This window comes from Rahnella sp. BCC 1045 (genome assembly GCF_019049615.1).
Classification (GTDB): Bacteria; Pseudomonadota; Gammaproteobacteria; order Enterobacterales; family Enterobacteriaceae; genus Rahnella; species Rahnella contaminans.
Genome location: NZ_JAFMOZ010000132.1, coordinates 104860 through 129484, shown reverse-complemented (window position 1 = coordinate 129484; position 24625 = coordinate 104860). Strand labels below are relative to the sequence as shown.

Genomic DNA, 24625 nt, shown 5'->3' with positions numbered 1-24625 from the left:
GCTCGACTTGCATGTGTTAGGCCTGCCGCCAGCGTTCAATCTGAGCCATGATCAAACTCTTCAATTAAAAGTTCGATTTGCTTAAACACGTTAAGCGGTGCTCAAAGTTTACTTTCGTAATAATTCAACTAAATGAATTACTGCTTGGTCACTCTAAGACTTGATATTTTTTGCCACCGAAGTGGCTGATATCGCCTTGTGAGTGCCCACACAGATTGTCTGATAAATTGTTAAAGAGCGTACGTTGCGAGAATTAACTCAGCAACGTGGGAGGCAGATAATACTCTTTCTCCCTGAAGAGTCAACCATTTTCTTTTACAAGATGCGGCGTTTTCACCGGGTTGATTCTTCCTGACTGGGCGACTTGCTTCTCGTTAGAGGAGTCATTGTTCCCAGTCAGTGGAGGCGCATTATAGGGAGTTCTCAGAAGGCCGCAACCCTTAATTTCAAAAAACTTTCCGAATGCTTTCTTTTTGTCCTAAACGTCTATTAAGCCCGCATTAGTGCGATTTTTTAAACGATATCTGCCCAAAATCTTTAGCGAATTTAGCCACCTGTTGCCAGTCAGTGTATTCAACTTCTTTACTCGTATCCGTTTCGCCACCTGTCATTCGCATAATCAGTTTGATCATCACCTTATCGAACCAGCGATAACGCGGATAACGTAATGCTCCGGCGAAGACACCGCAGATTGCCGGTTCCCACGGTGACGTCAGCAGGAACTTACGCACATAGGCATTCGTCTGCGGCGTTCTCTTCTCCGGCTTACGGGCTGTCAGGTTCACGCCGAAAAATGCAGAAGGCATTTGATTCAGCGTTTTCGAATGCGTCTTAACGAACTTATCCAGCACAGCATTAAAATGACCGTAGCGAATGGACGCGCCGATCATGACCTGGTCGTAATGCTTTAAATCAACGTGGCCCGCGTGAGCCAGATCGACAACATCACAGTTGCACTTCTCTTTCAGCTCATTTGCTATAAAGGAAGCGATGGCATGAGTCTGGCCGTCACGGCTTGAGTAGAGGATCAACGCTTTCATTCTTATTCCCTTTCAAAAACTCATTCGCGCCAGAATGTCGGCGTGAACAGCACTAATAATGTGAAGACCTCAAGGCGGCCAAAGAGCATCGTGACAATCAGGATCCATTTCGCCACGGAATTCATTGATGCGAAGTTATCTGCCACGACGCCCAGCCCCGGCCCCAGGTTATTGAGCGTGGCTGTGACTGCGGCAAAAGCAGAGAAGTTATCCACGCCCGTCGCCACTATTGCCAGCATGCTGACAATAAATACCAGCGCGTAAGCCGAGAAGAAACCCCATACTGCTTCAATAATACGTTCCGGTAATGCGCGGTTACCCAGCTTGATGGTGTAAACCGCATTCGGGTGAACCAGTCTTTTCAGTTCCCGCGTGCCTTGTAAATAGAGCAGCAGGATACGGATAACCTTCAGACCGCCGCCGGTCGAACCCGCACAGCCACCAATAAACGCAGAACACAATAATAGAAGAGGCAGGAACAGCGGCCACTTGGAAATGCTGTCGGTGGTATACCCTGCCGTCGTTGCCATCGACACCACCTGGAAGAATGCCTGATTCAGCGTTTCCAGTCCTGAGCCGTAGGTATTATGGATCCACAAAATAAACGTACAGATCACTACCAGCGTAAATTGCACGCCGATGAACATCCGGAATTCCGGGTCACGCCAGTAGACTTTCAGGTTGCGTCCGCTCAGCACAGCAAAGTGGAGGCCATAGTTACAACCGGAGATAAGCAGGAAAACGGCGACAATCGTATTAATGGTGCCACTGTGGAAATAACCGATACTGGCGTCGTGCGTCGAGAAACCACCGATAGCAATGGTTGAAAAGCTATGTCCGATGGCATCGAAAACCGACATCCCCGCGCCCCAGAGTGACAGCGCACAGGCAATCGTCAACAGCACATAGATAAGCCACAGCGTTTTGGCCGTCTCAGCAATTCGCGGGCGCATTTTGTTATCTTTCAACGGCCCCGGCATTTCGGCGCGATACAACTGCATCCCCCCGACGCCCAGTATCGGCAGAATCGCCACCGCCAGCACAATGATCCCCATGCCGCCAAACCATTGCAGCATCTGCCGGTAGAAAAGGATCGCTTTCGGCAGGGAATCCAGTCCGACCAGCGTGGTCGCGCCCGTCGTTGTCAGACCTGAAAAGGATTCGAAGAACGCATCCGTCAGGGAAAGATTGGGTCGCTCGGAGAACAGAAACGGCAATGCCCCGACGCTGCCCAGCACCGTCCAGAACAGCACCACAATCAGGAAACCTTCGCGCGGCTTCAGCTCGCTTTTTTGCTTACGGTTGGGCAGCCAGAGGAATAACCCAATGGCCAGAGCAACAAAGAAGGTCTGGCTGAACGCACGACCCGCGCCATCGCGGTAAATTAAAGCGACCAGGCCGGGAATAATCATCGTTCCGGAGAAAAGGATGACGAGCACCCCGACGATGCGTGTTATGGCACGAAAATGCATGCTGGTGCGTTCCTCAGCGAATTAACCATAGAAAAATTTAAGAAACCGGACGCAAGATGAGCGCGCCACGGCTGATATCGAAAAGCTGACTGATTGCGGCCTGCGCCTGTGCGGCAGGCAAAGCCAGAACGAGATCGACCGAAGCCCCGTATTCACTGCGTAAAATATGCCCGCCAACCTGCGAGAGCAGCGTTTCCACCAGCTGTAACTGGCTGTAATCACACTGCACCGCGAATTCCGCCAGAGGGACTTTTTGCTGCACCACCAGCAGCTTTAATGCCTGCTGGACGCCGCCACCGTAGGCTTTCACCAGCCCGCCGGTGCCCAGCATAATGCCGCCGTAATAACGCACAACGACGGCGGTTATTTCTCCCACCCCGCTTCCCATCAGCTGGCTGAGGATAGGTTTGCCCGCTGTGCCTGCAGGTTCACCATCATCGGAAAAGCCCAGTTGCTGAGAATCATCCGGCGCGCCAGCCACAAATGCCCAGCAGTGATGACGCGCTGCAGGATGTTGATTTCTGACGTTCTGAACAAAAACTTTCGCCGCCTCAACGCCTTCCGTTCTTGCCAGCAAGGTGATGAAACGGCTCTTCTTTATTTCTTCGCTGTAACTGACCGGTTCAGCGGGGACGGAATACGGCTGCATCAGGCCAGCTTCAGATCACGGGTCATGTTCTCGATACGATTGTCATGAATGACAATATTGTCTTCGATACGGATCCCGCCAAATGGCTTCATTGCATTAATACGATCCCAGGCAAAGTGCTTACTGAATTGCCCTTCGCGCCACGGCATAAGCAGCGAATCAATGAAATAGAGGCCCGGTTCGATGGTCAGAACCATTCGTGGTTCAATCACACGCGTACAACGCAGATAGGGATATTGCGAAGGCGCGGCCAGATGCGTGCCCTGATCATCTTGCATAAAACCGGCAACATCATGAACCTGCAACCCCAGCGGATGCCCAAGACCATGCGGCAGGAAAGGCCCGGTCAGGTTCTGTTCAACCATCGAGTCTTCGCTGATATCGACCACCAGCTTGTGCGCTTTCAGCAGTTTGGCGATGCGATGGTGCATCTGAACATGATAGTCGGTATAGCGCACACCGGATTTAATCGAATCAATTAACGCCAGTTGTTCGGTGTTCAGATCTTTAACCAATGCGCCAAAATCGCTGTCAGGTTTTCCAGCATAGGTACGCGTCAGGTCAGCGGCATAACCGTTATATTCTGCGCCCGCATCAAGCAGGAAACTGCGCATTTCGGCCGGAGGCTGGTTATCAAGCGTGGTGTAATGCAGCACGGAAGCGTGTTCATTGAGCGCCACGATGTTGTCGTAAGGCACATCAGTGTCGCGGTGACCGGTCGCGGTGAGATACGCGAGATTGATATCAAACTCACTCATCCCCGACAGAAACGCTTCTTTCGCAGCACGGTGACCGCTTACGGCGACTTTCTGCGCTTCACGCATACAGGCCAGCTCGTAATCAGTTTTGTAGGCGCGATGATAATGCAGGTAATCCAGCACTGTTTTCGGGTTCACGTTCGACGCCGGAACGCCCATGCTGATGGCGCGATCCTGGCCGGAGCCGATATAGCCCACGCGCTTCAGATCCACCGGCAACTGGCCTTTAATATCGTCCGCATTTGCCAGCGGCGTCAGCGAAATTTCTTTGGTCCAGAAACTCTCAGGCAATGGCTCATGACTGTGCCAGTAATCCACCGGCGAATAGAACCACAGCTTCGGCGCATTAACGCCATCCACCCACAGCCAGCAGTTCGGCACTTTAGTGACCGGCACCCAAGCTTTGAATTGCGGGTTAACTTTGAAGGGATAACTGTGATCATCAAGGAAGGTCGTTATCAGTTCACCGGAGTGAATGAGTAACGCATCAAGCTGAGAACGTTGCAGAATTTCACGGGCACGCGCCTGCAGCGTGGCGATATGTTCTTTATAAAGCGTAGTAAGCGATTCCATCCCACTGTCCTTTTTTCACCTGAATAACGATGCAGCATCTTACCACAGCCTCACCGTGACCATAGTCCCGGAAGGTTTGTGATCTTGCCTGCAAATAAAACACATCTCATTTGCAAATTATTAACATAAAAACCACACTCGAAAGCATCTGGTCATACCAGATCATCCCAGATGATTCAGGAGAGACACATGCTCTACCAAGGCGAAACATTACATCTGCACTGGCTCGATGGCGGTATTGCTGAGCTGGTGTTTGACGCTCCGGGCTCGGTGAACAAGCTCGATACCCAAACGGTCGCCAGCCTCGGCGAAGCCATTGCGGTACTGGAAAAACAGTCCGAGCTGAAAGGCTTGCTGCTCAGTTCAGCGAAATCCGCTTTCATTGTGGGTGCGGATATCACCGAGTTTTTATCTCTGTTTAACGCACCGGCGGAAAAACTGCACGAGTGGCTGGATTTCGCCAACAGCATTTTCAACCGCCTGGAAGATTTACCGGTCCCGACGCTTTCTGCCATCAGCGGGTATGCGCTGGGCGGAGGCTGCGAATGCGTACTGGCCACCGATTTCCGTATCATTACGGCTGACGCGCGCATCGGTTTGCCGGAAACCAGCTTAGGCATTATGCCGGGCTTTGGCGGCTCGGTACGCCTTCCGCGCCTGATTGGTACAGACAGCGCGCTGGAAATTATCGCCGCAGGCAAAAATATCAGCGGCAAAGATGCCCTGAAAATCGGGCTGGTGGATGCGGTCGTTGATGCAGAAAAACTGCGCGATGCCGGTATCAGCGTGCTGCAACAGGCCATCGCGGGGAAACTGGAATGGCACAGCCGCCGCGAACCGAAACTTCAGCCTCTGAAACTCAGCAAGGTTGAAGCGGCGATGAGCTTCAGCGTAGCGAAAAGCATGGTCATGCAAAATGCCGGGAAACATTACCCGGCACCGGTGACCGCAGTGAAAACGATCGAAGCTGCTGCGCGCCTTGGCCGTGAAGAAGCACTTAAGCTGGAAACCGCCAGTTTTGTTCCTCTCGCGCAATCTAAAGAAGCACGCGCACTGGTCAGCATTTTCCTTAACGATCAGTTCGTGAAAGGCAAAGCCAAAAAACTGGCACAAGACTGTGAAAAACCTGCGCAGGCTGCCGTTCTCGGCGCGGGGATTATGGGCGGCGGTATCGCTTATCAGTCTGCGCTGAAAGGCGTGCCGGTTGTGATGAAAGATATCAGCGAACAGTCCCTGACGCTTGGCATGAATGAAGCGGCTAAACTGCTGAATAAACAGCTGGAACGCGGCAAGCTGGACGGCATGAAGATGGCAAAAGTGCTGTCGACCATTCATCCGACACTGGATTACAGCGGCATCGAACGCGCCAAAGTGGTGGTCGAAGCGGTCGTGGAAAATCCAAAAGTGAAAGCGGCGGTACTGGCTGAAGCAGAATCCCTGCTCGGTGCCGATACCGTTCTGGCCTCGAATACCTCAACCATTCCTATCGATCAGCTGGCGTCCTCGCTGAAACGTCCGGAAAACTTCTGCGGTATGCACTTCTTCAATCCGGTTCACCGTATGCCGCTGGTTGAAATCGTACGTGGCGAGAAAACCTCGGACAAAACAATTTCGCGCATCGTCTCTTACGCGCTGGCGATGGGCAAAACACCGATCGTGGTCAACGACTGCCCGGGATTCTTTGTTAACCGCGTGCTGTTCCCGTATTTATCGGGCTTCAGCCTGCTGCTGCGCGACGGTGCCGATTTCCGCCAGATCGACAAAGTGATGGAAAAACAGTTCGGCTGGCCGATGGGCCCAGCTTATTTGCTGGATGTCGTGGGCATCGATACCGCGCACCACGCGCAGGCCGTTATGGCCGCCGGTTTCCCGCAGCGTATGGCACGCAATTACCGTGACGCCGTGGACGTCTTATTTGACAACCGCCGCTTTGGTCAGAAAAACCAACTGGGTTTTTACCGTTACAGCCAGGACAGCAAAGGCAAGCCGCGTAAAGACGTCGACGATCAGGCGATCAGCCTGTTAGCTGAAAACCTGAAACCTGCACATTCCGATTTCTCACCGCAGGAGATCATTGCCCGCATGATGATACCGATGATTAACGAAGTCGTTCGATGCCTGGAAGAAGGCATTATCGCCAGCCCGGCAGAAGCCGATATGGCACTGGTTTACGGCCTCGGATTCCCTCCGTTCCACGGTGGCCCGTTCCGTTATCTCGATACCCTCGGCACCGCCGAATATCTGAAAATGACCGAACAGTACGCACATCTGGGGCCGATGTATCAGGCACCAGAAGGGTTACGCGCCAAAGCGCAAACCAATGAAAGTTACTATCCGGTTGCAGCTCCGCTGGAAAATCTCAGCACCGGCAATCAGGCATAAGGACCGAAATCATGGAAAACGTAGTCATTGTTGATGCAGTCCGCACGCCGATGGGTCGTTCGAAAGGCGGCGCATTCCGCCAGGTCAGGGCTGAAGACTTATCGGCACATCTGATGCGCGCCCTGCTGGTACGCAACCCGTCGGTCGATGCCAAATCGATTGATGATATTTACTGGGGCTGCGTACAGCAGACGCTGGAACAGGGCTTCAATATTGCCCGTAACGCCGCTCTGCTGGCAGAAATTCCACACAGCGTTCCTGCGACCACGGTCAACCGTCTGTGCGGTTCTTCCATGCAGGCTCTTCACGACGCGGCCCGCGCTATTATGGTCGGCGACGCACAAGTCAGTCTGATTGGCGGCGTGGAACATATGGGCCACGTGCCGATGAATCACGGCGTGGATTTCCATCCGGGCCTGAGCAAAACCGTGGCGAAAGCGGCGGGGATGATGGGGCTGACCGCAGAAATGCTGGCAAAAATGCATCAGATCAGCCGTGAAATGCAGGATGAATTTGCCGCACGTTCTCATCAGCGTGCACATGCCGCCACGGTCGCCGGTCATTTCGCCAATGAAATTGTTCCGACCGAAGGCCATAACGCCGAAGGGGTGCTGACCCGTTATGATTTCGACGAGGTCATCCGTCCGGAAACCACGGTCGCCACGCTGGCAGCCCTTCGTCCGGCATTCGATCCGGTGAACGGCACCGTCACGGCGGGGACTTCTTCTGCCCTGTCCGATGGTGCTTCAGCGATGCTGCTGATGAGCGAATCCCATGCCAAATCTTTAGGACTGAAAGCCCGCGCCCGCATCCGTGCAATGGCGGTGGTCGGCTGCGACCCGTCGATTATGGGTTACGGTCCGGTTCCTGCAACGCGTCTGGCGTTGAGACGCGCCGGTCTGAGCGTGCAGGACATCGGCCTGTTCGAACTCAACGAAGCCTTTGCCGCGCAGGCGTTGCCGTGCGTAAAAGACTTGGGGTTGCTCGAAACGATGGAAGAACGCGTCAACCTGAACGGCGGCGCTATTGCGCTCGGACATCCGCTCGGTTGCTCCGGTTCGCGTATTTCCACGACTTTGCTGAACCTGATGGAACGTCGCGATGTGCAGTTTGGCGTCGCCACCATGTGTATCGGTTTAGGTCAGGGTATCGCCACCGTCTTCGAACGCATCTGACGTAAGTCTGTAAAAAAGAAAAAGCGGGCTAAATGCCCGCTTTTTAAATCTTGTTCTTCCCGTTTTAGTTGCCGTTTTCCCGCCTGTCAGGGGCGGGCTTTTTCATCTCTATCTCTAAATCTCAATCAGATGAAAGAGAAGGCATCGCCAAACAGACGGTCTTCCTGCGCACCGCGCTCCGCAACAAAACGTTCACGGGCAATTTTTGCCATTTCAAAACGACCGGCGATATAAATATCGTGCTCAGACAGTGATGAGAAATCTTCCATCACCGCACTCAGCACCGTTCCGCTTCTACCCTGCCAGCCCTCTTCCGGCTGTTCAACCACCGGGATTACTTTCAGGTTAGGATGGTTAATGCTCATCGCTTCCAGCTCGCCGAGATCATACAGATGCTTCAGCTCACGCCCGCCCCAGTAAATGGAGATATCACGGTGCGGTTGCTGCTCAAGTGCGGTAATAAGAATCGAACGGACGTAGGAGAATCCGGTCCCCCCGGCAATCAGCACCAGCGGACGCTCGCCATCTTCGCGCAACCAGGCGTCTCCGTGGGGAATATCCACAGTAATCGCCTGTTCTTTCAGAATGCGATCCATCACTGCCATCGCGTACAAATTCAGCTCAGACGCGCCGATGTGCAGCTCAATGACGTTGTTTTCAGCAGGCGTCGAGGCCAGAGAGAACGGACGCTTATCACGCTCGTCCATCACCACCATCAGATACTGGCCCGCGCGGAAAGTAAAAGGCGCTTCCGGAACCAGCCGGACACGGTAAACCGTATCCGTTATCGCCTCAACCGAGGTCACTTTACAGCTCAATATTGTCATGCGTTCCCTCTGTGGGTCATCAAAGCAAAGCGTAGGACAAAGATTCGATTATTTTTTCGCATCGTCTTTATCATTAAGAATAGCGAGTTCTTCCCAGATGGCGTCGATACGCGCGGTGACTTCCGGATCTTTCACAATCGGACGCCCCCATTCACGCTGCGTTTCACCCGGCCATTTGTTGGTCGCATCCATCCCCATTTTTGAGCCAAGTCCCGAAACCGGAGAGGCAAAATCGAGATAATCGATGGGCGTATTTTCCACCAGTACGGTATCGCGCGCAGGATCCATCCGGGTAGTGATCGCCCAAATCACGTCATTCCAGTCGCGGGCATTCACGTCGTCATCACACACAATCACAAACTTGGTGTACATGAACTGACGCAGGAAGGACCAGACTCCCATCATGACGCGTTTCGCATGACCGGCGTACTGCTTCTTCATGGTAACGACCGCCAGACGGTAGGAGCAACCCTCCGGTGGCAGATAAAAATCAACAATTTCCGGGAATTGTTTCTTCAAAATCGGCACAAACACTTCATTGAGTGCGACGCCCAGCACCGCAGGTTCATCCGGCGGACGGCCTGTGTAGGTGGAGTGATAAATGGCGTCTTTACGCTGCGTCATGTGCGTAATCGTGAAAACAGGGAAACTGTCTACTTCATTATAGTAGCCGGTATGGTCGCCATAAGGGCCTTCGGGCGCCATTTCACCCGGTTCGATATACCCTTCCAGCACGATTTCGGCGCTGGCCGGGACTTCCAGATCGTTGGAAATGCACTTCACAACTTCGGTTTTATTGCCGCGCAGCAAACCTGCGAAAGCATATTCAGACAGCGTGTCCGGCACCGGCGTCACCGCGCCAAGAATGGTGGCCGGATCCGCGCCGAGCGCGACACTCACCGGGAAGCGTTTTCCCGGATTTTGCTGGCACCATTCCTGATAATCCAGCGCGCCACCGCGATGCGATAACCAGCGCATAATCACTTTGTTTTTGCCCAGAACCTGCTGGCGATAAATGCCGAGATTCTGGCGCGGTTTGTTCGGGCCACGGGTTACGGTCAGGCCCCAGGTGATGAGTGGCGCCGCATCTTCCGGCCAACACTGCATCACCGGGATCTTCGTGATATCAACCGCGTCGCCTTCCCAAATCTGCTGCTGACAAGGTGCGGAATGCAGCACTTTGGTCGGCATATTCAGCACCTGTTTAAACTTGGGTGCCTTATCGTATAAATCGCGGAAACCCCGCGGAGGCTCAGGCTCTTTCAGAAACGCCAGCAATTCACCCACTTCACGCAGCGCGCTGACGTCTTCTTTCCCCATGCCCATCGCCACACGCTGCGGCGTGCCGAACAAATTGCACAGCACGGGCATGTCATAACCTTTCGGATTTTCAAACAGCAACGCCGGACCACCTGCCCGCAAAGTGCGATCGGCAATTTCGGTCATTTCCAGATAAGGGTCAACAGACTGGCTGATGCGTTTCAGTTGGCCTCTCTTTTCAAGTAACGAGAGGAAGTCACGTAAATCACGGTATTTCATGCTGATTCTGAGTCGCCGGGTTGAAGGAGGGCATTATAGAGCCTCTCCGGTGTTGTTGCTGTCTTTTTGTTATCAGCAGGTAAACACTGATAACGAAAAAGCAGTATAACCGCCAGACTTAAACGCTGCAGGTCTGGCGATGCGGATGTGACTGAGCAACAGCGTTACTGACAGTTAAAAGGCACCAGCGGCTGTATGGCCTGAGTATCCTGATATTCCTGCGTTTCCTGCCCGTGGCGGAATACTTTGAAACCCTGCCCTTTCGCGCTGAAATAGCTCAGAGTATTGCCGGAAATCTGCAACAGGCTGCCTTCACGCAATGCCAGCACGGACTCCGACGGATTAACCGCACAGAATTCGGCAATACGCTCATCGCGCGTTTCCCCCATATGACCGCTTAAATGCGCATCGATATAGTGCGGGTTAATCTGTACCGGGAAGAGACCCAGAGAAGGCAAAACCACAGAGTTGCGAACCGGCATATCATTGGTGGTGCGAATGCTTGGCGTGGCTACGTTACACCCCGCGCTCCAGCCGATGTAAGGCACATTGCGTTCACGCACTGCACGCTGGATCGGCACAATCAGGCCATTTTCATGCAGCAGCTGGTTGAGCATCCAGGTATTGCCGCCGCTGATCAAAATACATTCTGCGCTGGCAATGGCCTGGGCAGGGCTGGCGTCGTGATGAATGCTGTCTACTTTAATACCCAGCGCTTCCGAAAGCTCTTTCGCACGGGCGTCATAATCACTGCGGATCAGGGCGTAAGGAATCAAAACAGCAGAACGGATGTTTTTCGCCTGCAACATTGCCTGAATACGCTCTTTTGCATAACCCAGTAACTCGGATTCACCTGAGAGTTTACCGTTACTCAGCAAGAACAACTCCATGAGACTTCTCCTGATTAATTTAGGACGAATAGAGGGGATAAGACCGCGCTTTTCTTCGATAATAAAAGATAACGGGCCGACAATCAGCAAGCGTCTGCACTGACTTGCACTGTCTGTATCTCATGAGCGGCTTTTGGTATGCTGCCCCGCTCAACGTTTTAATGTGGGAAACTATGGAATCCTGGTACTTACTCTATTGCAAACGTGGTCAGCTGCTTCGCGCGAAAGAACATCTGGAGCGCCAGGAAGTTAACTGCCTGACACCGATGATCACATTGGAAAAAATGGTGCGCGGACGCCGTACGGCCGTCAGCGAACCTATGTTTCCGAATTATATGTTCATCGAGTTCGACCCTGAGCGGATCCATACCACGACGATCAACGCAACGCGTGGCGTCAGTCACTTCATCCGCTTCGGTGCAAAACTGGCGACGGTTCAGCCGGACGTTATCAAACAGCTGATGGAACCGCCTTCGGTTGAATACCGCGACCCCGAGACGCCGTATGAAGGCGACCATGTCGTGATTACCGACGGGATTTTCACCGGTATCGAAGCCATATATACCGAACCCGATGGCGAAGCGCGTTCACTGCTGATGCTGAACCTGATAAACCAGCCGGTCCGTCAGAGCATCGAAAATACGCATTTTCAGAAAATCTGATTTGCGTTCTTTGCCGTCCGGATAAAAAAGCACCGGTAGCCGGTGCTTTTTTATTTCAGGGGCATTATTTCAACGCATCAATTTCAACGTACGGGCAGCGAAAAAAGCTTACGCGCATTTTCATCCGTGATATCTGCCAGCCATTGCGGGTCTTCATCCCGCCATATCGCCACCTGATTCACAATATGCGGCAGGAAAGCCGGTTCGTTACGGCGATTCTTCGGCTTATTTTCCATATCACGCGGCAAGAGATAAGGTGCATCAGTTTCCAGCATCAGTCGGTCAGCAGGGATCAGCGGCAGCATTTCGCGCAGTTCCAGCCCGCGACGTTCATCGCACACCCAGCCGGTAATACCAATCGACAACCCGAGAGCCAGATAAAGTTCCAGCTCTTCGCGCGTACCGGTAAAACAGTGGACTACGCCGCCCGGCAAATCCGGTAGCCAGGGTTTGATCAACGCGGCAAACCGCTCTCCGGCATCACGGCAGTGCAAAAATACCGGCAACTGCAACTCTTTCGCCAGCGACAGTTGCGCGGTAAACGCCGCTTCCTGACTGTCTGCCGGAGAAAAGTTACGGTTGAAATCCAGCCCGCATTCGCCGATCGCGACAACCTGTGGCAATGCAGCCAGCTCACGAATACTGCGTTCAATGTCTTCGGTCCAGTCACTCGCCTGATGCGGATGCACGCCCGCCGTCGACCAGCAGAAATCCGGATATTCCATCGCCATCTTCTGCGCTTCAACGCTTTCCTGTGCGGACGTGCCGGTGATCAACATACCGCTCAGACCGGCCGTTCTGGCTCTTTCAACGACCTGCGGACGATCTTTATCAAACTGATTACTGGTGAGGTTAATACCGATTTCAAACATGAAAAGTCCCAAAACAGAAACCGCCCAACAGGGCGGTTTTTTTCATCAAAGAATGTATTACGCAGGCTGATCCGGATCAGCTTCGCTATCGACATCAGCACGACGACGGCCACCTACATAGAACCGGGCAAAGAACACGCCGATCTCAAACAGCAGGTACATCGGAATGGCCAGCAGCGTCTGAGAGAAAACGTCCGGCGGGGTTAACAACATACCGACGACGAAAGCGCCGACTAACACATAAGGGCGCTTTTTCTTCAGATCTTCCGGTGTGGTTACGCCACTCCAGCACAGCAACACGATCGCAATCGGTACTTCAAAGGACACGCCAAACGCCATAAACAGCGCCATCACGAAATCGAGATAGTTGTTGATGTCGGTGGCTATCTGAACGCCAGCGGGCGCGGTTTTGGCAAAGAACGCAAACGCCAACGGGAAGACGACAAAGTACGCAAAAGCCACGCCAAGATAGAATAACGCAGAGCTTGAGAACAGCAGCGGCATCATCAGACGACGTTCATGTTTGTACAGCGCAGGCGCTACAAACGCCCAGACCTGGTACAAAATAAACGGTGCAGAAAGAAATACCGAGACAATCATCGTCAGCTTGATTGGCGTGAAGAACGGCGATGCTACGTCAGTCGCAATCATGCTCGCGCCCATCGGCATCTGTTTGATCAGCGGAGAAGCGACCAACTGGTAGATATCATTGGCAAAATAAACCAGTGCCAGGAACACCACGATAATGCAGATAATGGCATTCAGCAGACGCTTACGCAGCTCAATCAGATGGCTGATAAGTGGTTGAGTATCTTCAACAGCCATGTTTAACGCTCACCTGTTGTTTGAGTTGATGAAACCGGTTTAACCGGTACTACGGGTTCAGCAACAGGGGCTTCAGCGGCGACAGGTTTCATTACCGGCGAAGAGGCAACAGAAGGCTCGTCAGCGGTTGATCCCGTTACCGAAGGGTCCGCAGAAGCGGCCAGCGTTTCAGCATGTTCTGCTGCTGCATGCGCCGTCTTATTGGAGGCCAGCGCAGCATCAACGGCACTTTGCGGTGCGGCAACAGGCGCGGAGGCTACTTTCTCAGCCGTGGCCGGAGAAATACCTGCATCATGATGCGCTTCGGCTTCATCCAGAACCGGGTTGTGTATGGTGTTGCCTTCAGCTTTGGCGTTTTCGACAGCTTTCTCCGCAGGGTTCAGCCCTGAGTTGATCGACTGCTTCATAGACTCAGCCGCTTCTTTCAGCTCATCCATAGACGCTTTGATTTCTGGCGTTAAATTCTTCAGTCCAGCTTCTTCAGCTTTTTTCAAGCTGTCCTGCAATTCCTGAAGCTTCAGTTCTTGCGAAAGCTCACTCTGAACAGAAGCCGCCATAGCACGCAGTGTGCGGATCCAGCCTGCTACTGTTCTTACTGCTACAGGTAAACGCTCCGGCCCAAGGACTACCAGGCCAATCACCAATACCAGCAGCAGTTCACTAAATCCAATATCGAACACGGCTTATACCTGCTCTTTGTTTTGGCTCTTGGTTTCATCTGCCTTGGCTTCTGGCTTGCTTTCAACAGACTTAGCGATGAAATCAGCATCAGAAGCAGAAGTGTCAGCATCTTTGTTAGTTTTCTGGCCTTCATCATCGCTCATGGCTTTTTTAAAGCCTTTGATGGAAGCACCCAGATCAGAACCCAGACCGCGCAGTTTCTTAGTACCGAACAGCAGTACCACGAGTACAACGAGAATCAGGATTTTTGTAATACTAATACCACCCATTATTTTCACCTCAAACAGGAAGGAACGACGTTCATTGCCGTTCGCAAACGGCATTCAATTTAACGCAAAGTATTCAGCTGGCGCGCTTCCATCCAATCAACCAGGAAATTGCACCCGCAATCATCAGGCATGCCGGATAAACCTTAACATCGCCCAACAGTAGAAGAGTTCCGCTCAACAGCAGCGTCGCACCAATCCCCAGAAGATAACGAGACTGCCCCTGACGGGAACTCTGGTTATGGATCTGGGAGGAAAGCTTCTCAATGTTGTATTGCAACAACTTATGCTGATGCAGGCTCTGGTAAACCAGATCCGGCAACTCAGGCATTTTCTCCAGCCAGAACGGCGCACGCTCTTTCAATGCACGGATCATTGCCGGCAACCCGACCTGATCGCGCACCCAACTTTCGAGGAAAGGTTTCGCTGTGGTCCACAAATCGAGTTGAGGATAAAGCTGACGTCCGAGACCTTCTACGTACAGCAACGTTTTTTGCAGCAACACGAGCTGAGGCTGAACTTCCATATTAAAACGGCGGGCCGTATTAAACAGATTCAGCAGCACGTTACCAAAAGAAATTTCTGCCAGCGGTTTCTCAAAAATCGGTTCGCAAACCGTACGGATAGCGAATTCGAACTCTTCGACGTTGGTATCGCGGGGAACCCAGCCGGAATCGACATGTAATTCAGCCACTTTACGATAATCACGGTTAAAGAAAGCGATGAAATTCTCCGCAAGATACCGTTTGTCTTCCTTGTTGAGCGAACCCACTATGCCGCAATCGATCCCTATGTAGCAAGGGTCTTCGGGCGTTTCATAGCTCACGAAAATATTGCCCGGATGCATATCGGCATGGAAGAAACTGTCGCGGAAAACCTGAGTGAAGAAAACCTGCACGCCGCGTTCGGCCAGCAGTTTCATATTGGTGCCCTGTTTCTTCAACGCTTCAATATCAGAAACCGGGATACCGTAAATACGCTCCATCACCATCAGACGTTCGCTACAGTAATCCGGGTAAACCTCCGGCACATACAACATCGGGCTGCCTTCGAAATTACGGCGCAGCTGAATAGCATTCGCCGCTTCACGCAGTAAATTCAGTTCATCGAGCAGCGTTTTTTCATATTCGCGTACCACCTCACGGGGGCGCAAACGGCGACCATCGGGCAACAGAATCGGTAACCAGCCTGCCAGACGTGACATAAGACGGATATCCGCCACGATAGTCGGCAAAATATCCGGACGGATCACTTTCAGAACCACCGGCTTACCGTTTTCTTTCAAAATGGCAGTATGAACCTGAGCAATCGAGGCAGAAGCCAGCGGCGTCTGGTCGAACTCATCAAACCAGGTTTCCACCGGACCACCGAGCGCCACTTCAATTTGCTGACGCGCTTTTGCGCCATCAAAAGGCGGAACGTGGTCCTGAAGCAAAGCAAGCTGATCGGCAATCTGAGGAGGGAAAAGGTCACGCCGCGTTGACATCATCTGCCCGAACTTGATCCATACCGGCCCCAGTTCTTCCAGCGCCATACGCATACGCTCGCCCAACGGCTTTTCTTTATGACGATTAGGCAACCAGAAAAAAAGATAACGACCAATGCGCAGCGGCAGCGTTAAGCGGATTTTAGGGATGAGTTCGTCAAGGCCGTAGATCAGAAACATGCGGATGATCAGATATAAACGTCGCATTTCCCTAGGCGTCACGGTTTACCCTCCAGTTTTTCGATACGTCTATCCAGCGCATCCAGTTCCCGCACCAGTGCAGAGACTTCATCGCTAAACCAGACCACTTCCAGCGAACCGGGTGCCATTTTCCACTCTTCGGTCAGGGTTTGCGCTAAATAGCTTTGCTGGTGCTTAAGGCCTTTTTGCAGAAAACGGAAACCGCCCTGAACCGCCTGACTTAATCCCTGAGAGGCAATATCACCGATATAAGGGGCCAGGAATTCTGCGGGCTCGAATTCAGCCATATCCAGCAATGCAGAAAACTGCTGAACCACGGAAATATCACCATCGACCACCAGTTCGCCACTGCGCATCATTGGCGACAACAGCTGGCGATCGCGTAATTTTTGCAGCGATGAAATCCGTGAAGTAACGGTGCAATCGGCCAAACCTTCCCATTGTCCGAGCACATCGATTTTTTGCTCGCTGAAAACAAACGTCAGCGGTGCGCTCAGTTCCTGTAGTTCAACACGTAAAACTTTGCCTGCCAGACGCGTGCGCGCCGCCTTCATGCTGCGATCTTTGAAAAGCAGAAAATTAAGCGGCGTCTCGATAGCGGCAGTCAGCAACGGCGTTAACAACATCGGCATACTCATATCAGAATTTGAAACCCCGATGCAGCGCAACAATGCCACCGGTCAGATTGTGATACGTCACATTCTCAAAACCTGCATCCGCCATCATGCCTTTCAGGGTTTCCTGATCAGGGTGCATACGGATGGATTCGGCCAGATAGCGATAACTTTCAGCATCTTGTGCAACCAGTTCGCCAATGCGCGGCAAAATATGAAAAGAGTAGGTGTCGTAAGCTTTGCTCAGCGGTTTCAAAACCGGTTTGGAGAATTCCAGAACCAGCAGACGGCCACCCGGCTTGAGCACGCGGAACATCGAACGCAGCGCTTTTTCTTTTTCAGTCACATTACGCAGACCGAAAGAAATTGTGATGCAGTCGAAATAATTATCAGGGAAAGGCAGAGCTTCAGCGTTGGCCTGAACATAATTAACGTTGCCCACAATACCGAGATTACGCAGCTTTTCGCGGCCCATCTTCAGCATGGAGTCGTTAATATCTGCCAGCACAACTTCGCCTTTTTCGCCCACCAGACGGGAGAACTTCGCGGTCAGATCGCCGGTGCCACCGGCCAGATCCAGCACACGCTGGCCCTGACGCACACCGCTGCAATCAATGGTGAAACGTTTCCAGATGCGATGAATGCCGAAAGACATCAGGTCATTCATCAAATCATATTTTGCCGCAACGGAATGGAAGACTTCCGCCACCATTTCCTGCTTCTCATCTTTGGCTACTGTACGAAAACCGAAATGGGTGGTTTCCTGCGTCTGCTTTTCCATTATTTATGCCTGCTTTTTCAGTCAAACTCTTGGGGAGAAGTGTACCAGAACCCGTTAGAAAGCCCCATCACCGATGGTGATTCAACATATTGCAAAGATTCACTTATTGAATCAGTCCGACCCAGTGGAAACCTTTGCCAGCTTTAATTATTCACGCGGGTTCAGCGCCTGTTCTTCTTCCGCATCAGAGATATCGGGCAGAGATGCGGTATCTTCCGGTTCATTTTCCGCTTTCGCTATCTCAGCCAGAGAGGGGCTGATAGGCCGTTTAACTTCGACCCCCAGAGCACGGAAACTTTCAACCTGCCCTATTAGATTACCACGGCCTTGCGTGAGTTTATTCATCGCGGAGCGATAACTTCCCTGCGCTTTGTCCAGGCTTTGTCCCATCGACTCCATGTCATCCACGAACAACCGCAGCTTGTCATACAAACGCGCGGCGCGATCGGCAATGCGTTTGGCGTTCTGGCTCTGATGCTCATAGCGCCATAAATTACTGATTGTACGCAAAGCCACCAGCAGCGTTGTCGGGCTGACAAGCATAATATTGTGACGCAGTGCTTCGCTGATTAATTCTGGCTCCCGGTCGATAGCCAGTAAAAAAGCGGGTTCAACGGGGATAAACATCAGGACGTAATCAAGGCTGCGCAAACCGGGAAGCTGCTGATAATCCTTACGACCCAGCAAACGGATATGGCCGCGAACGGACGCGATATGCTCATTCAGCGCCGCTTCACGCTCGCTGTCATCTTCACTGTTGAAGTAACGCTCGTAGGCCACCAGCGTCATCTTCGCGTCGATCACCACGTCTTTATTCTGCGGCAGACGCACCACCACATCGGGCTGCATTCGGCTGTTCGTATCAACCTGAACGCTGACCTGCGTCTGATATTCGTAACCTTCGCGCAGGCCGGACGCTTCCAGCACGCGGCTGAGCACCACTTCGCCCCAGTTCCCCTGCGTTTTATTATCGCCTTTCAGCGCTTTGGTGAGGTTCACCGCTTCACGTGCCATCTCAACGTTCAGCTGTTGCAGGTTACGGATTTCGTGCGCCAGCGTGTGACGTTCACGGGCTTCCTGACCAAAACTGTCCTGCACCTGACGGCGGAAACCATCAAGCTGCTCGCGCAACGGCAGCAGAAGTTTGTCCAGGCTTTGCTTGTTCTGTTCGTCGGCCCGGCGACCATTTTGTTCAAAAATACGGTTGGCCAGATTTTCAAACTGGCTGCTCAGGCGCTGTTCGCTGTTAATCAGCAGTCGCTGTTTGTCTTCTGCCGCCATGCGCGTTTCGTCCAGCCGGGTCGAAACCTCGCGCAACTCGGCTTCCTGAGCGCTGTTAATTTCACGCTGGGCGCGTAATTCCTGGTTCAGCTGCTCGCATTCATTTTGCCAGTGAGCCAGCAATTGCAATTTCTCCTGGCTGGCTGCCGCCGCGCTGTGCAATTTGCGCAGCTCAAGTTCCGCTTCACGCATTTGCTGCTGAACGGCTTGTCGCTCATTTTTGTGCGCGTCATTTTCCGCCTTCATTTGCTCCAGCGAATGCTCCAGCAACCGGCGCTGTGTTTCGTACTCCGCCTGCTGCTGCTGTTGCCGCAAACTGGCGACCAGCCAGCCGACTAACAGACCGATTAGCCCTGCGCCCAGGGCGTACAAAATACTGATATCCACGCGCATTCCTTCTTAAAATCACTTGCGGTCACGGTAATAGCAGGCTGTATGGATGTCCAGTCTATTTTCAGGGGCATGACGCCTTTGCGAGACGTCTTCCAAAAAGGAATTTCTCCCGCCCGCGCCGCTTGAAGACTTCAGCGATGCAGCGCAGGATTCAGAACCAGCGGCTCAGCCATTGGATGCCAAAAGCGCCCGGCGCAAGAATGCCAAATGCCCAGATCAGTGCGGAGGTCACGTTGGCAATCTGGAAATATTTCTTTGGCATGCCACAGATCCCCGCTACCAGCGGCACTACGGCGCGCAACGGACCAAAAAAGCGGCCGATAAACGCGCCCGGCATGCCCCATTTTTCGAAGAATGCATGCCCGCGGATCAGCATTTGCGGATGGCGGGAGAACGGCCAGAAGTTGCCCACTCTGTCCTGAAAATGGTTGCCGACCCAATAAGAGAGCCAGTCGCCGAAGAAAGCACCCGCCGCGGCAGCGGCCCAGATGGGCCAGAAAGGAATACCGGTTTCGCCAATCAGCGCACCCAGCCCTAATAAGATAAACGTCGCAGGAAGCAACAGGGAAAGAAATGCCAGAGACTCACCAAAAGCCAGAAAGAAGACGATGGGCGCAGCCCACACCTGATGTGCGCGAATAAAGGTCGTTGTGTAATCCAGAATGTCGTGAACAGTCAAAAAGCAGTTCCTTTTGTCAGCGGTTTTGTGCCAGCGGCTTTTTATCAGCAGTTTTTTATCAGCAGATAAATAGCCGGATTGATAAATTATTCCAGACACTTTACTAACACGACCTTAACAGATCTGATTATCGGGACAAAAAAATGGGCCGCCAGAGGCAGCCCACAGATGTGATGTGTTTGTTTTAGTATTTTTTAGATCAGGCGACGAGCGGCTTCTACAACGATTTTCACCGCGTGGCTTTCGGTCTTTTTCATCGTTTCCGCGTCAGGAATTTCCTGCTGCGTGCGGTTTACGATAACACCGGCAACCATACCTGCGCGCAGGCCCTGGCTTGCACACATGGTCAACAGTGTGGCGGATTCCATCTCATAGTTCATCACGCCCATTTCCTGCCATTCTTTCATCGATTCTTTGAAGCGACGAACAACGCGGCCAGAGAAGGTGTCGTAACGTTCCTGACCCGGATAGAAGGTGTCAGAAGACGCGGTTACGCCGATGTGCGTTGCAGCGCCAACAGATTCTGCCGCCGCGACCAGCGCCGTGGTACAGGCGAAATCGGCGACAGCCGGGAATTCCATCGGTGCAAAGTGCAGGCTCGCGCCATCAAGACGAACAGCAGCCGTTGTGACCAGAACATCGCCCACATTGATGTGCGGCTGAATAGCGCCGGTCGTACCTACGCGCAGGAAAGTCCGGATGCCCAGCTGTGCCAGCTCTTCCACCGCGATGGACGTAGACGGGCCGCCGATACCGGTTGAACAAACGATCACAGATTTGCCGTCAAGCTCAGCACGCCATGAGGTAAATTCGCGATGAGAAGCCAGACGCACCGGGTTCTCCATCAGTTTGGCAATTTTCTCCACGCGTTCCGGGTCGCCGGGAACAATCGCCAGCGTGGCACCGTTTAAATCTTTTTTGGCCAGGCCAAGATGGAAAACTTCAGGCTGAGACATAACAAACTCCTCTGTATGTAAGGTCATTTATTGGCAGAAGGAACACCCGGCAACTGTACTGAACATTGTGACGTTATTTCGTGACGGCAGTCACTATGATGTAACAACAAGAATCACGCATACATTTAATTTGTGACATAAATCACAAATTAAATGTATTACGCCGAAATTTTAACCAGACTGATACTTTGCAGGATGAAGTATTTTCCCGAACGGAAAAATAAAAGCAGGCGTTGCCATATCACTGATGAATGACGCCGCCTGCCAGTGAGGCTGATAAAAATTCAAGTCAGGCCGGAACCGCTCCGGCTGCCGCACTACGCGACCAGACGCGATGTTTAGCCATTTCTTTCAGGAACTCTTTCAGCAATTTTCCTTCCGCCTTTTCGCCCTCGATAATCCCGTCCTCCGGTACGTCATCCGTCAGCCCAAGCAGCGGTTTAAAGCGACGGGCGTCTCCGCTCAGCCCGATAACTTTCAAATGTTTATAGGCTTCAAGCACATAATGACGGGAATCGCCGTTCATCAGCAAAGCATCAATGTGGCCGTGAGGCACAATAACAGCGTCCACGGTAATCGACGGCGAACCGGCAAACGTGGCGTCTACTGGCAATGCCGAACCATCATCGGCAATTACATTTCCCAAATGGCTGGCCAGAAGTTTGGGATGAACACCGGCAGCCTGTAACGCCTGCAAGGTTTCCAGCACATCAGCCGCGTTGACGCCTTCGCCCAGCAGCACGGCCACCTGACGCCCTTTTATCGTCCCTTTTCCGCTGGCGTACAAACTCAGTGATGGATCGGCTTCCAGACCATTAACCGGTTTCGGAGGCTTAACCTTTCTTGTCTGCGCGGAAAGTGTGATGCCCAGATTTTTCGCGACGATGGCCGCCAGAGTCTGGTCAACGTGCGCCAGCAAATCCACCACGCGTTCGCGAATATACGGCCGAACCACTTTGGACAACTCAAAGGAGAATGCTCCGGCGATATGATCCTGCTCCACTGGCGTCTGACTCAGCCAGAACAGGCGCGGATGCGCATAGTATTCTGCGAAGGATTCACTTCGCTGCCGAATTTTTTCAGCATCAATACGCTCAGGGTAACTTTCAAATCCGCCTCCGGACGCAGCCGGTGGCGTTTCTCGCGGCCAGTTATTGTTGATGGAATTCGGCTCGTAATTCGCCGGATTGTTATCTACATCCTGCCGGTGCATCCCGTCACGCTGGAAGTTATGGTACGGACAGGTTGGCCGGTTAATCGGGATTTCATGGAAATTCGGCCCGCCCAGACGGCTGATTTGCGTATCGGTGTAAGAGAACAAACGCCCCTGCAACAGCGGATCATTTGTAAAATCAATGCCGGGCACAACATGTCCCGGATGGAAAGCGACCTGCTCGGTTTCCGCGAAATAGTTGTCCGGATTACGGTTGAGCACCATTTTCCCGACAAGCTCCACCGGCACCAGTTTTTCAGGGATCAGCTTGGTCGGGTCGAGCAAATCGAAATCAAACTTGAATTCGTCTTCTTCCGGGATCAGCTGAACGCCCAGTTCATATTCGGGATAATCGCCGGCTTCGATGGCCTCCCACAAATCGCGCCGGTGGAAATCGGCATCTTTTCCCGCCAGTTTCTGTGCCTCGTCCCACAACAGAGAAGCCTTACCCGCCAGCGGTTTCCAGTGAAAACGGACAAACGTCGCTTTCCCTTTGGCATTCACAAAGCGGAAAGTGTGGATCCCGAAACCTTCCATCGTGCGGTAACTGCGCGGAATGCCCCGGTCAGACATCGCCCAAAAAACGTTATGCAGCGTTTCGGGCTGGAGGGAAACATAGTCCCAGAAGGAGTCATGCGCGCTGGCACCTTGCGGAATTTCGTTGTGCGGCTCGGGTTTTACGGCGTGGACAAAATCAGGAAATTTATGGGCATCCTGTATGAAGAAGACCGGCGTGTTATTACCGACCAGATCATAAATCCCTTCATCGGTATAAAACTTGGTGGCCCAGCCGCGAATATCACGAACCGTATCTGCTGACCCTTTCGAGCCCTGCACCGTCGAGAAACGCACAAAGACCGGCGTTATCTTTTTCGGGTCGGAGAGGAAACTGGCTTTCGTTAGCGCTTTCAGGCTGCGGTAAGGCTGGAAATAACCGTGCGCGGCGGCACCGCGCGCATGAACGATACGTTCAGGTATCCGCTCATGGTCAAAATGGGTAATTTTCTCGCGGAGGATGAAATCTTCCAGCAGCGTCGGCCCACGGCTGCCTGCTTTCAGCGAGTTCTGGTCATCAGCAATTTTGGTGCCCTGATTGGTTGTCAGCGGCTGCTTCTCGCCATTTTTTCTATGTCGCTCCAGCGCATCGAGTTTGGCGTTGGTGTTCTCCGGGCTTTTGGCACTGCCGGAGGCGGTCGGTTCTTTGCCGGGCGGCGTGGGTTGCGGTGAAGCCTGATAAGCGCTGTCGGATGGCGCGAGATTGCCCAGGCCCGGCTGAGAAGATTGACTGCCTGTGGCAGGGGCTCTGCTTACCGATTTTGACTCACTTTTCTTGGTCGTTTTAGACGGTGATTTCGACATTGAACATGACTCCTCATGAAAGATTCGGACGTTCTATGGTTCTTCCCTGACATATTTCCTGCATAACTTTTAACTATAGAACATCTGTTCTGCCTTGCTGTTCCAGCTTTCCGGCTATAGTTTTAATCCATAGAGCCAGATTTCCGTATGGACACTTGCATGGAGACCACGATGAAAAAAGAAGAAGAATTACTGACACTGAAACAGGCTCCGACCAGCTTTGCCCCTGCCGTGACACCGGTTGCCAGCACGACAATTCATACCGACACCGACGGGCTTCACGCGGGTCAGACGACCATTCCTTCGCAGGGTGAAGATCTTCCCGCCTATCTCGCCCGGCCGGAAAACTTCTCCGGAAAATTACCAATCATTCTGGTGGTCCAGGAGATTTTTGGCGTTCACGAACATATTCAGGATGTCTGCCGCCGGCTGGCAAAACAAGGATATCTGGCTATCGCGCCTGAGCTGTATTTCCGTCAGGGCGATCCACGCAATTACACCGAAATCAGCGAGCTGTTCGAAAAACTGGTCAGCAAAGTGCCGGATCAGCAGGTACTTTCCGATCTCGACCACACCGCGCATTGGGCATCGCAGCACGGCGGGGATATTTCCAAACTCGGGATTACCGGTTTCTGCTGGGGCGGCCGGATCGCCTGGCTGTATGCGGCGCACAACCCTCAACTGAAAGCGGGCGTGGCGTGGTACGGAAAACTGGTCGGCAACAAAACACTGACCAGCCCGACCAACCCGGTTGACCGTGCCGCCGCGCTTGATGCGCCGGTGTTAGGTTTGTACGGCGGTCAGGACACCGGCATTCCGCTGGATACAGTCGAAACTATGCGGCAGGCTATTCGCGCGGCCAATGCGACGGCGGAAATCGTGGTGTATCCGGATGCCGGCCATGCGTTTAATGCAGATTACCGCCCGAGTTATCACGCCGAAGCCGCCACCGATGGCTGGCAGCGTATGCTGGATTTCTTTGCACAGTATGGGGTGAAATAAAAAACACGGTGTGAAGTAGACAATCAAAAGTGAAACAAATAAAAAAACC

At 52.7% G+C, this 24625-nt stretch carries 22 protein-coding genes and 1 rRNA gene; 4 read left to right on the top strand and 19 right to left on the bottom strand.

All coding sequences use genetic code 11. The features are described from left to right. The 5 genes from J1782_RS16305 to pepQ form a co-directional block, all read right to left on the bottom strand. Positions 1-67 (bottom strand): 16S ribosomal RNA (locus J1782_RS16305); the annotation flags it as partial. 433 nt (positions 68-500) lie between these two features. Beyond that, positions 501-1040 carry a menaquinone-dependent protoporphyrinogen IX dehydrogenase gene (gene hemG, locus J1782_RS16300; RefSeq protein WP_152324837.1) on the bottom strand — a complete coding sequence of 180 codons (540 nt, stop codon included), beginning with the start codon at positions 1038-1040 and terminating at the stop codon, positions 501-503. A 20-nt stretch (positions 1041-1060) separates the two neighbouring features. Further along, positions 1061-2512 carry a Trk system potassium transporter TrkH gene (trkH, locus tag J1782_RS16295; RefSeq protein WP_101079360.1) on the bottom strand — a complete coding sequence of 484 codons (1452 nt, stop codon included), beginning with the start codon at positions 2510-2512 and terminating at the stop codon, positions 1061-1063. Between the two features lie 37 nt (positions 2513-2549). After that, positions 2550-3161: an IMPACT family protein gene (locus J1782_RS16290; protein ID WP_152324836.1), complete on the bottom strand. Its 612-nt coding sequence runs from the start codon at positions 3159-3161 to the stop codon at positions 2550-2552. Beyond that, positions 3161-4492 (bottom strand): Xaa-Pro dipeptidase, encoded by a 1332-nt coding sequence (gene pepQ, locus J1782_RS16285; protein WP_217153513.1) that lies wholly within the window; start codon positions 4490-4492, stop codon positions 3161-3163. Before pepQ ends, J1782_RS16290 begins: the two co-directional genes overlap by 1 nt. 189 nt (positions 4493-4681) lie before the next feature. Between pepQ and fadB the strand changes: the two genes are divergently transcribed. Both fadB and fadA read left to right on the top strand, forming a co-directional pair. Further along, complete coding sequence (fadB, locus tag J1782_RS16280) at positions 4682-6874, top strand: fatty acid oxidation complex subunit alpha FadB (RefSeq protein ID WP_217153512.1); 2193 nt, start codon at positions 4682-4684, stop codon at positions 6872-6874. 11 nt (positions 6875-6885) lie between these two features. Next, on the top strand, positions 6886-8049 hold the full coding sequence (gene fadA / locus J1782_RS16275; RefSeq protein WP_217153511.1) for an acetyl-CoA C-acyltransferase FadA: 1164 nt from the start codon (positions 6886-6888) through the stop codon (positions 8047-8049). A 125-nt stretch (positions 8050-8174) separates the two neighbouring features. On the opposite strand, the gene fre is transcribed toward fadA, so the two are convergent. The 3 genes from fre to pepE form a co-directional block, all read right to left on the bottom strand. Then, the gene (fre, locus tag J1782_RS16270; RefSeq protein WP_165061809.1) at positions 8175-8876 is read right to left on the bottom strand and encodes an NAD(P)H-flavin reductase; all 702 of its coding nucleotides are present in this window, start codon (positions 8874-8876) and stop codon (positions 8175-8177) included. A 48-nt stretch (positions 8877-8924) separates the two neighbouring features. Beyond that, the gene (gene ubiD, locus J1782_RS16265) at positions 8925-10415 is read right to left on the bottom strand and encodes a 4-hydroxy-3-polyprenylbenzoate decarboxylase (RefSeq protein WP_152324831.1); all 1491 of its coding nucleotides are present in this window, start codon (positions 10413-10415) and stop codon (positions 8925-8927) included. A gap of 164 nt (positions 10416-10579) precedes the next feature. Next, the gene (pepE, locus tag J1782_RS16260; RefSeq protein ID WP_152324830.1) at positions 10580-11305 is read right to left on the bottom strand and encodes a dipeptidase PepE; all 726 of its coding nucleotides are present in this window, start codon (positions 11303-11305) and stop codon (positions 10580-10582) included. A gap of 173 nt (positions 11306-11478) precedes the next feature. On the opposite strand from pepE, the gene rfaH reads away from it, so the two are divergent. Then, positions 11479-11967, top strand: coding sequence for a transcription/translation regulatory transformer protein RfaH (gene rfaH / locus J1782_RS16255; protein ID WP_193333097.1), 489 nt, complete (start codon positions 11479-11481; stop codon positions 11965-11967). Between the two features lie 83 nt (positions 11968-12050). Here the strand turns inward: rfaH and tatD are convergent, their stop codons facing one another. The 11 genes from tatD to katE all read right to left on the bottom strand — a co-directional run bounded on the left by tatD (position 12051) and on the right by katE (position 23574). Further along, the gene (tatD, locus tag J1782_RS16250; RefSeq protein WP_208951492.1) at positions 12051-12839 is read right to left on the bottom strand and encodes a 3'-5' ssDNA/RNA exonuclease TatD; all 789 of its coding nucleotides are present in this window, start codon (positions 12837-12839) and stop codon (positions 12051-12053) included. A 57-nt stretch (positions 12840-12896) separates the two neighbouring features. Continuing rightward, complete coding sequence (tatC, locus tag J1782_RS16245; RefSeq protein WP_152324827.1) at positions 12897-13664, bottom strand: Sec-independent protein translocase subunit TatC; 768 nt, start codon at positions 13662-13664, stop codon at positions 12897-12899. 2 nt (positions 13665-13666) lie between these two features. Further along, positions 13667-14344 carry a Sec-independent protein translocase protein TatB gene (gene tatB / locus J1782_RS16240; protein ID WP_217153510.1) on the bottom strand — a complete coding sequence of 226 codons (678 nt, stop codon included), beginning with the start codon at positions 14342-14344 and terminating at the stop codon, positions 13667-13669. Between the two features lie 3 nt (positions 14345-14347). Beyond that, complete coding sequence (tatA, locus tag J1782_RS16235) at positions 14348-14614, bottom strand: Sec-independent protein translocase subunit TatA (protein WP_152324825.1); 267 nt, start codon at positions 14612-14614, stop codon at positions 14348-14350. Positions 14615-14687: 73 nt separating this feature from the next. Then, the gene (ubiB, locus tag J1782_RS16230; RefSeq protein WP_152324824.1) at positions 14688-16319 is read right to left on the bottom strand and encodes a ubiquinone biosynthesis regulatory protein kinase UbiB; all 1632 of its coding nucleotides are present in this window, start codon (positions 16317-16319) and stop codon (positions 14688-14690) included. Continuing rightward, a complete protein-coding gene (locus tag J1782_RS16225) occupies positions 16316-16924 on the bottom strand; it encodes an SCP2 domain-containing protein (protein WP_152324840.1) in 609 nt (202 codons plus the stop codon). The genes ubiB and J1782_RS16225 overlap by 4 nt, the downstream gene beginning before the upstream one ends. A 13-nt stretch (positions 16925-16937) precedes the next feature. Continuing rightward, the gene (gene ubiE, locus J1782_RS16220) at positions 16938-17693 is read right to left on the bottom strand and encodes a bifunctional demethylmenaquinone methyltransferase/2-methoxy-6-polyprenyl-1,4-benzoquinol methylase UbiE (protein WP_101079375.1); all 756 of its coding nucleotides are present in this window, start codon (positions 17691-17693) and stop codon (positions 16938-16940) included. Positions 17694-17840: 147 nt separating this feature from the next. After that, positions 17841-19361 (bottom strand): DNA recombination protein RmuC, encoded by a 1521-nt coding sequence (rmuC, locus tag J1782_RS16215; protein WP_165061822.1) that lies wholly within the window; start codon positions 19359-19361, stop codon positions 17841-17843. Between the two features lie 157 nt (positions 19362-19518). Further along, positions 19519-20046 carry a DedA family protein gene (locus J1782_RS16210; protein ID WP_152324822.1) on the bottom strand — a complete coding sequence of 176 codons (528 nt, stop codon included), beginning with the start codon at positions 20044-20046 and terminating at the stop codon, positions 19519-19521. Between the two features lie 194 nt (positions 20047-20240). Further along, the gene (gene udp, locus J1782_RS16205; protein ID WP_101079380.1) at positions 20241-21002 is read right to left on the bottom strand and encodes a uridine phosphorylase; all 762 of its coding nucleotides are present in this window, start codon (positions 21000-21002) and stop codon (positions 20241-20243) included. Positions 21003-21291: 289 nt separating this feature from the next. Next, positions 21292-23574: a catalase HPII gene (katE, locus tag J1782_RS16200; protein WP_217153509.1), complete on the bottom strand. Its 2283-nt coding sequence runs from the start codon at positions 23572-23574 to the stop codon at positions 21292-21294. Positions 23575-23745: 171 nt separating this feature from the next. Between katE and J1782_RS16195 the strand changes: the two genes are divergently transcribed. Next, positions 23746-24576 carry a dienelactone hydrolase family protein gene (locus tag J1782_RS16195; RefSeq protein ID WP_165061825.1) on the top strand — a complete coding sequence of 277 codons (831 nt, stop codon included), beginning with the start codon at positions 23746-23748 and terminating at the stop codon, positions 24574-24576. Positions 24577-24625 lie beyond the last annotated feature (49 nt).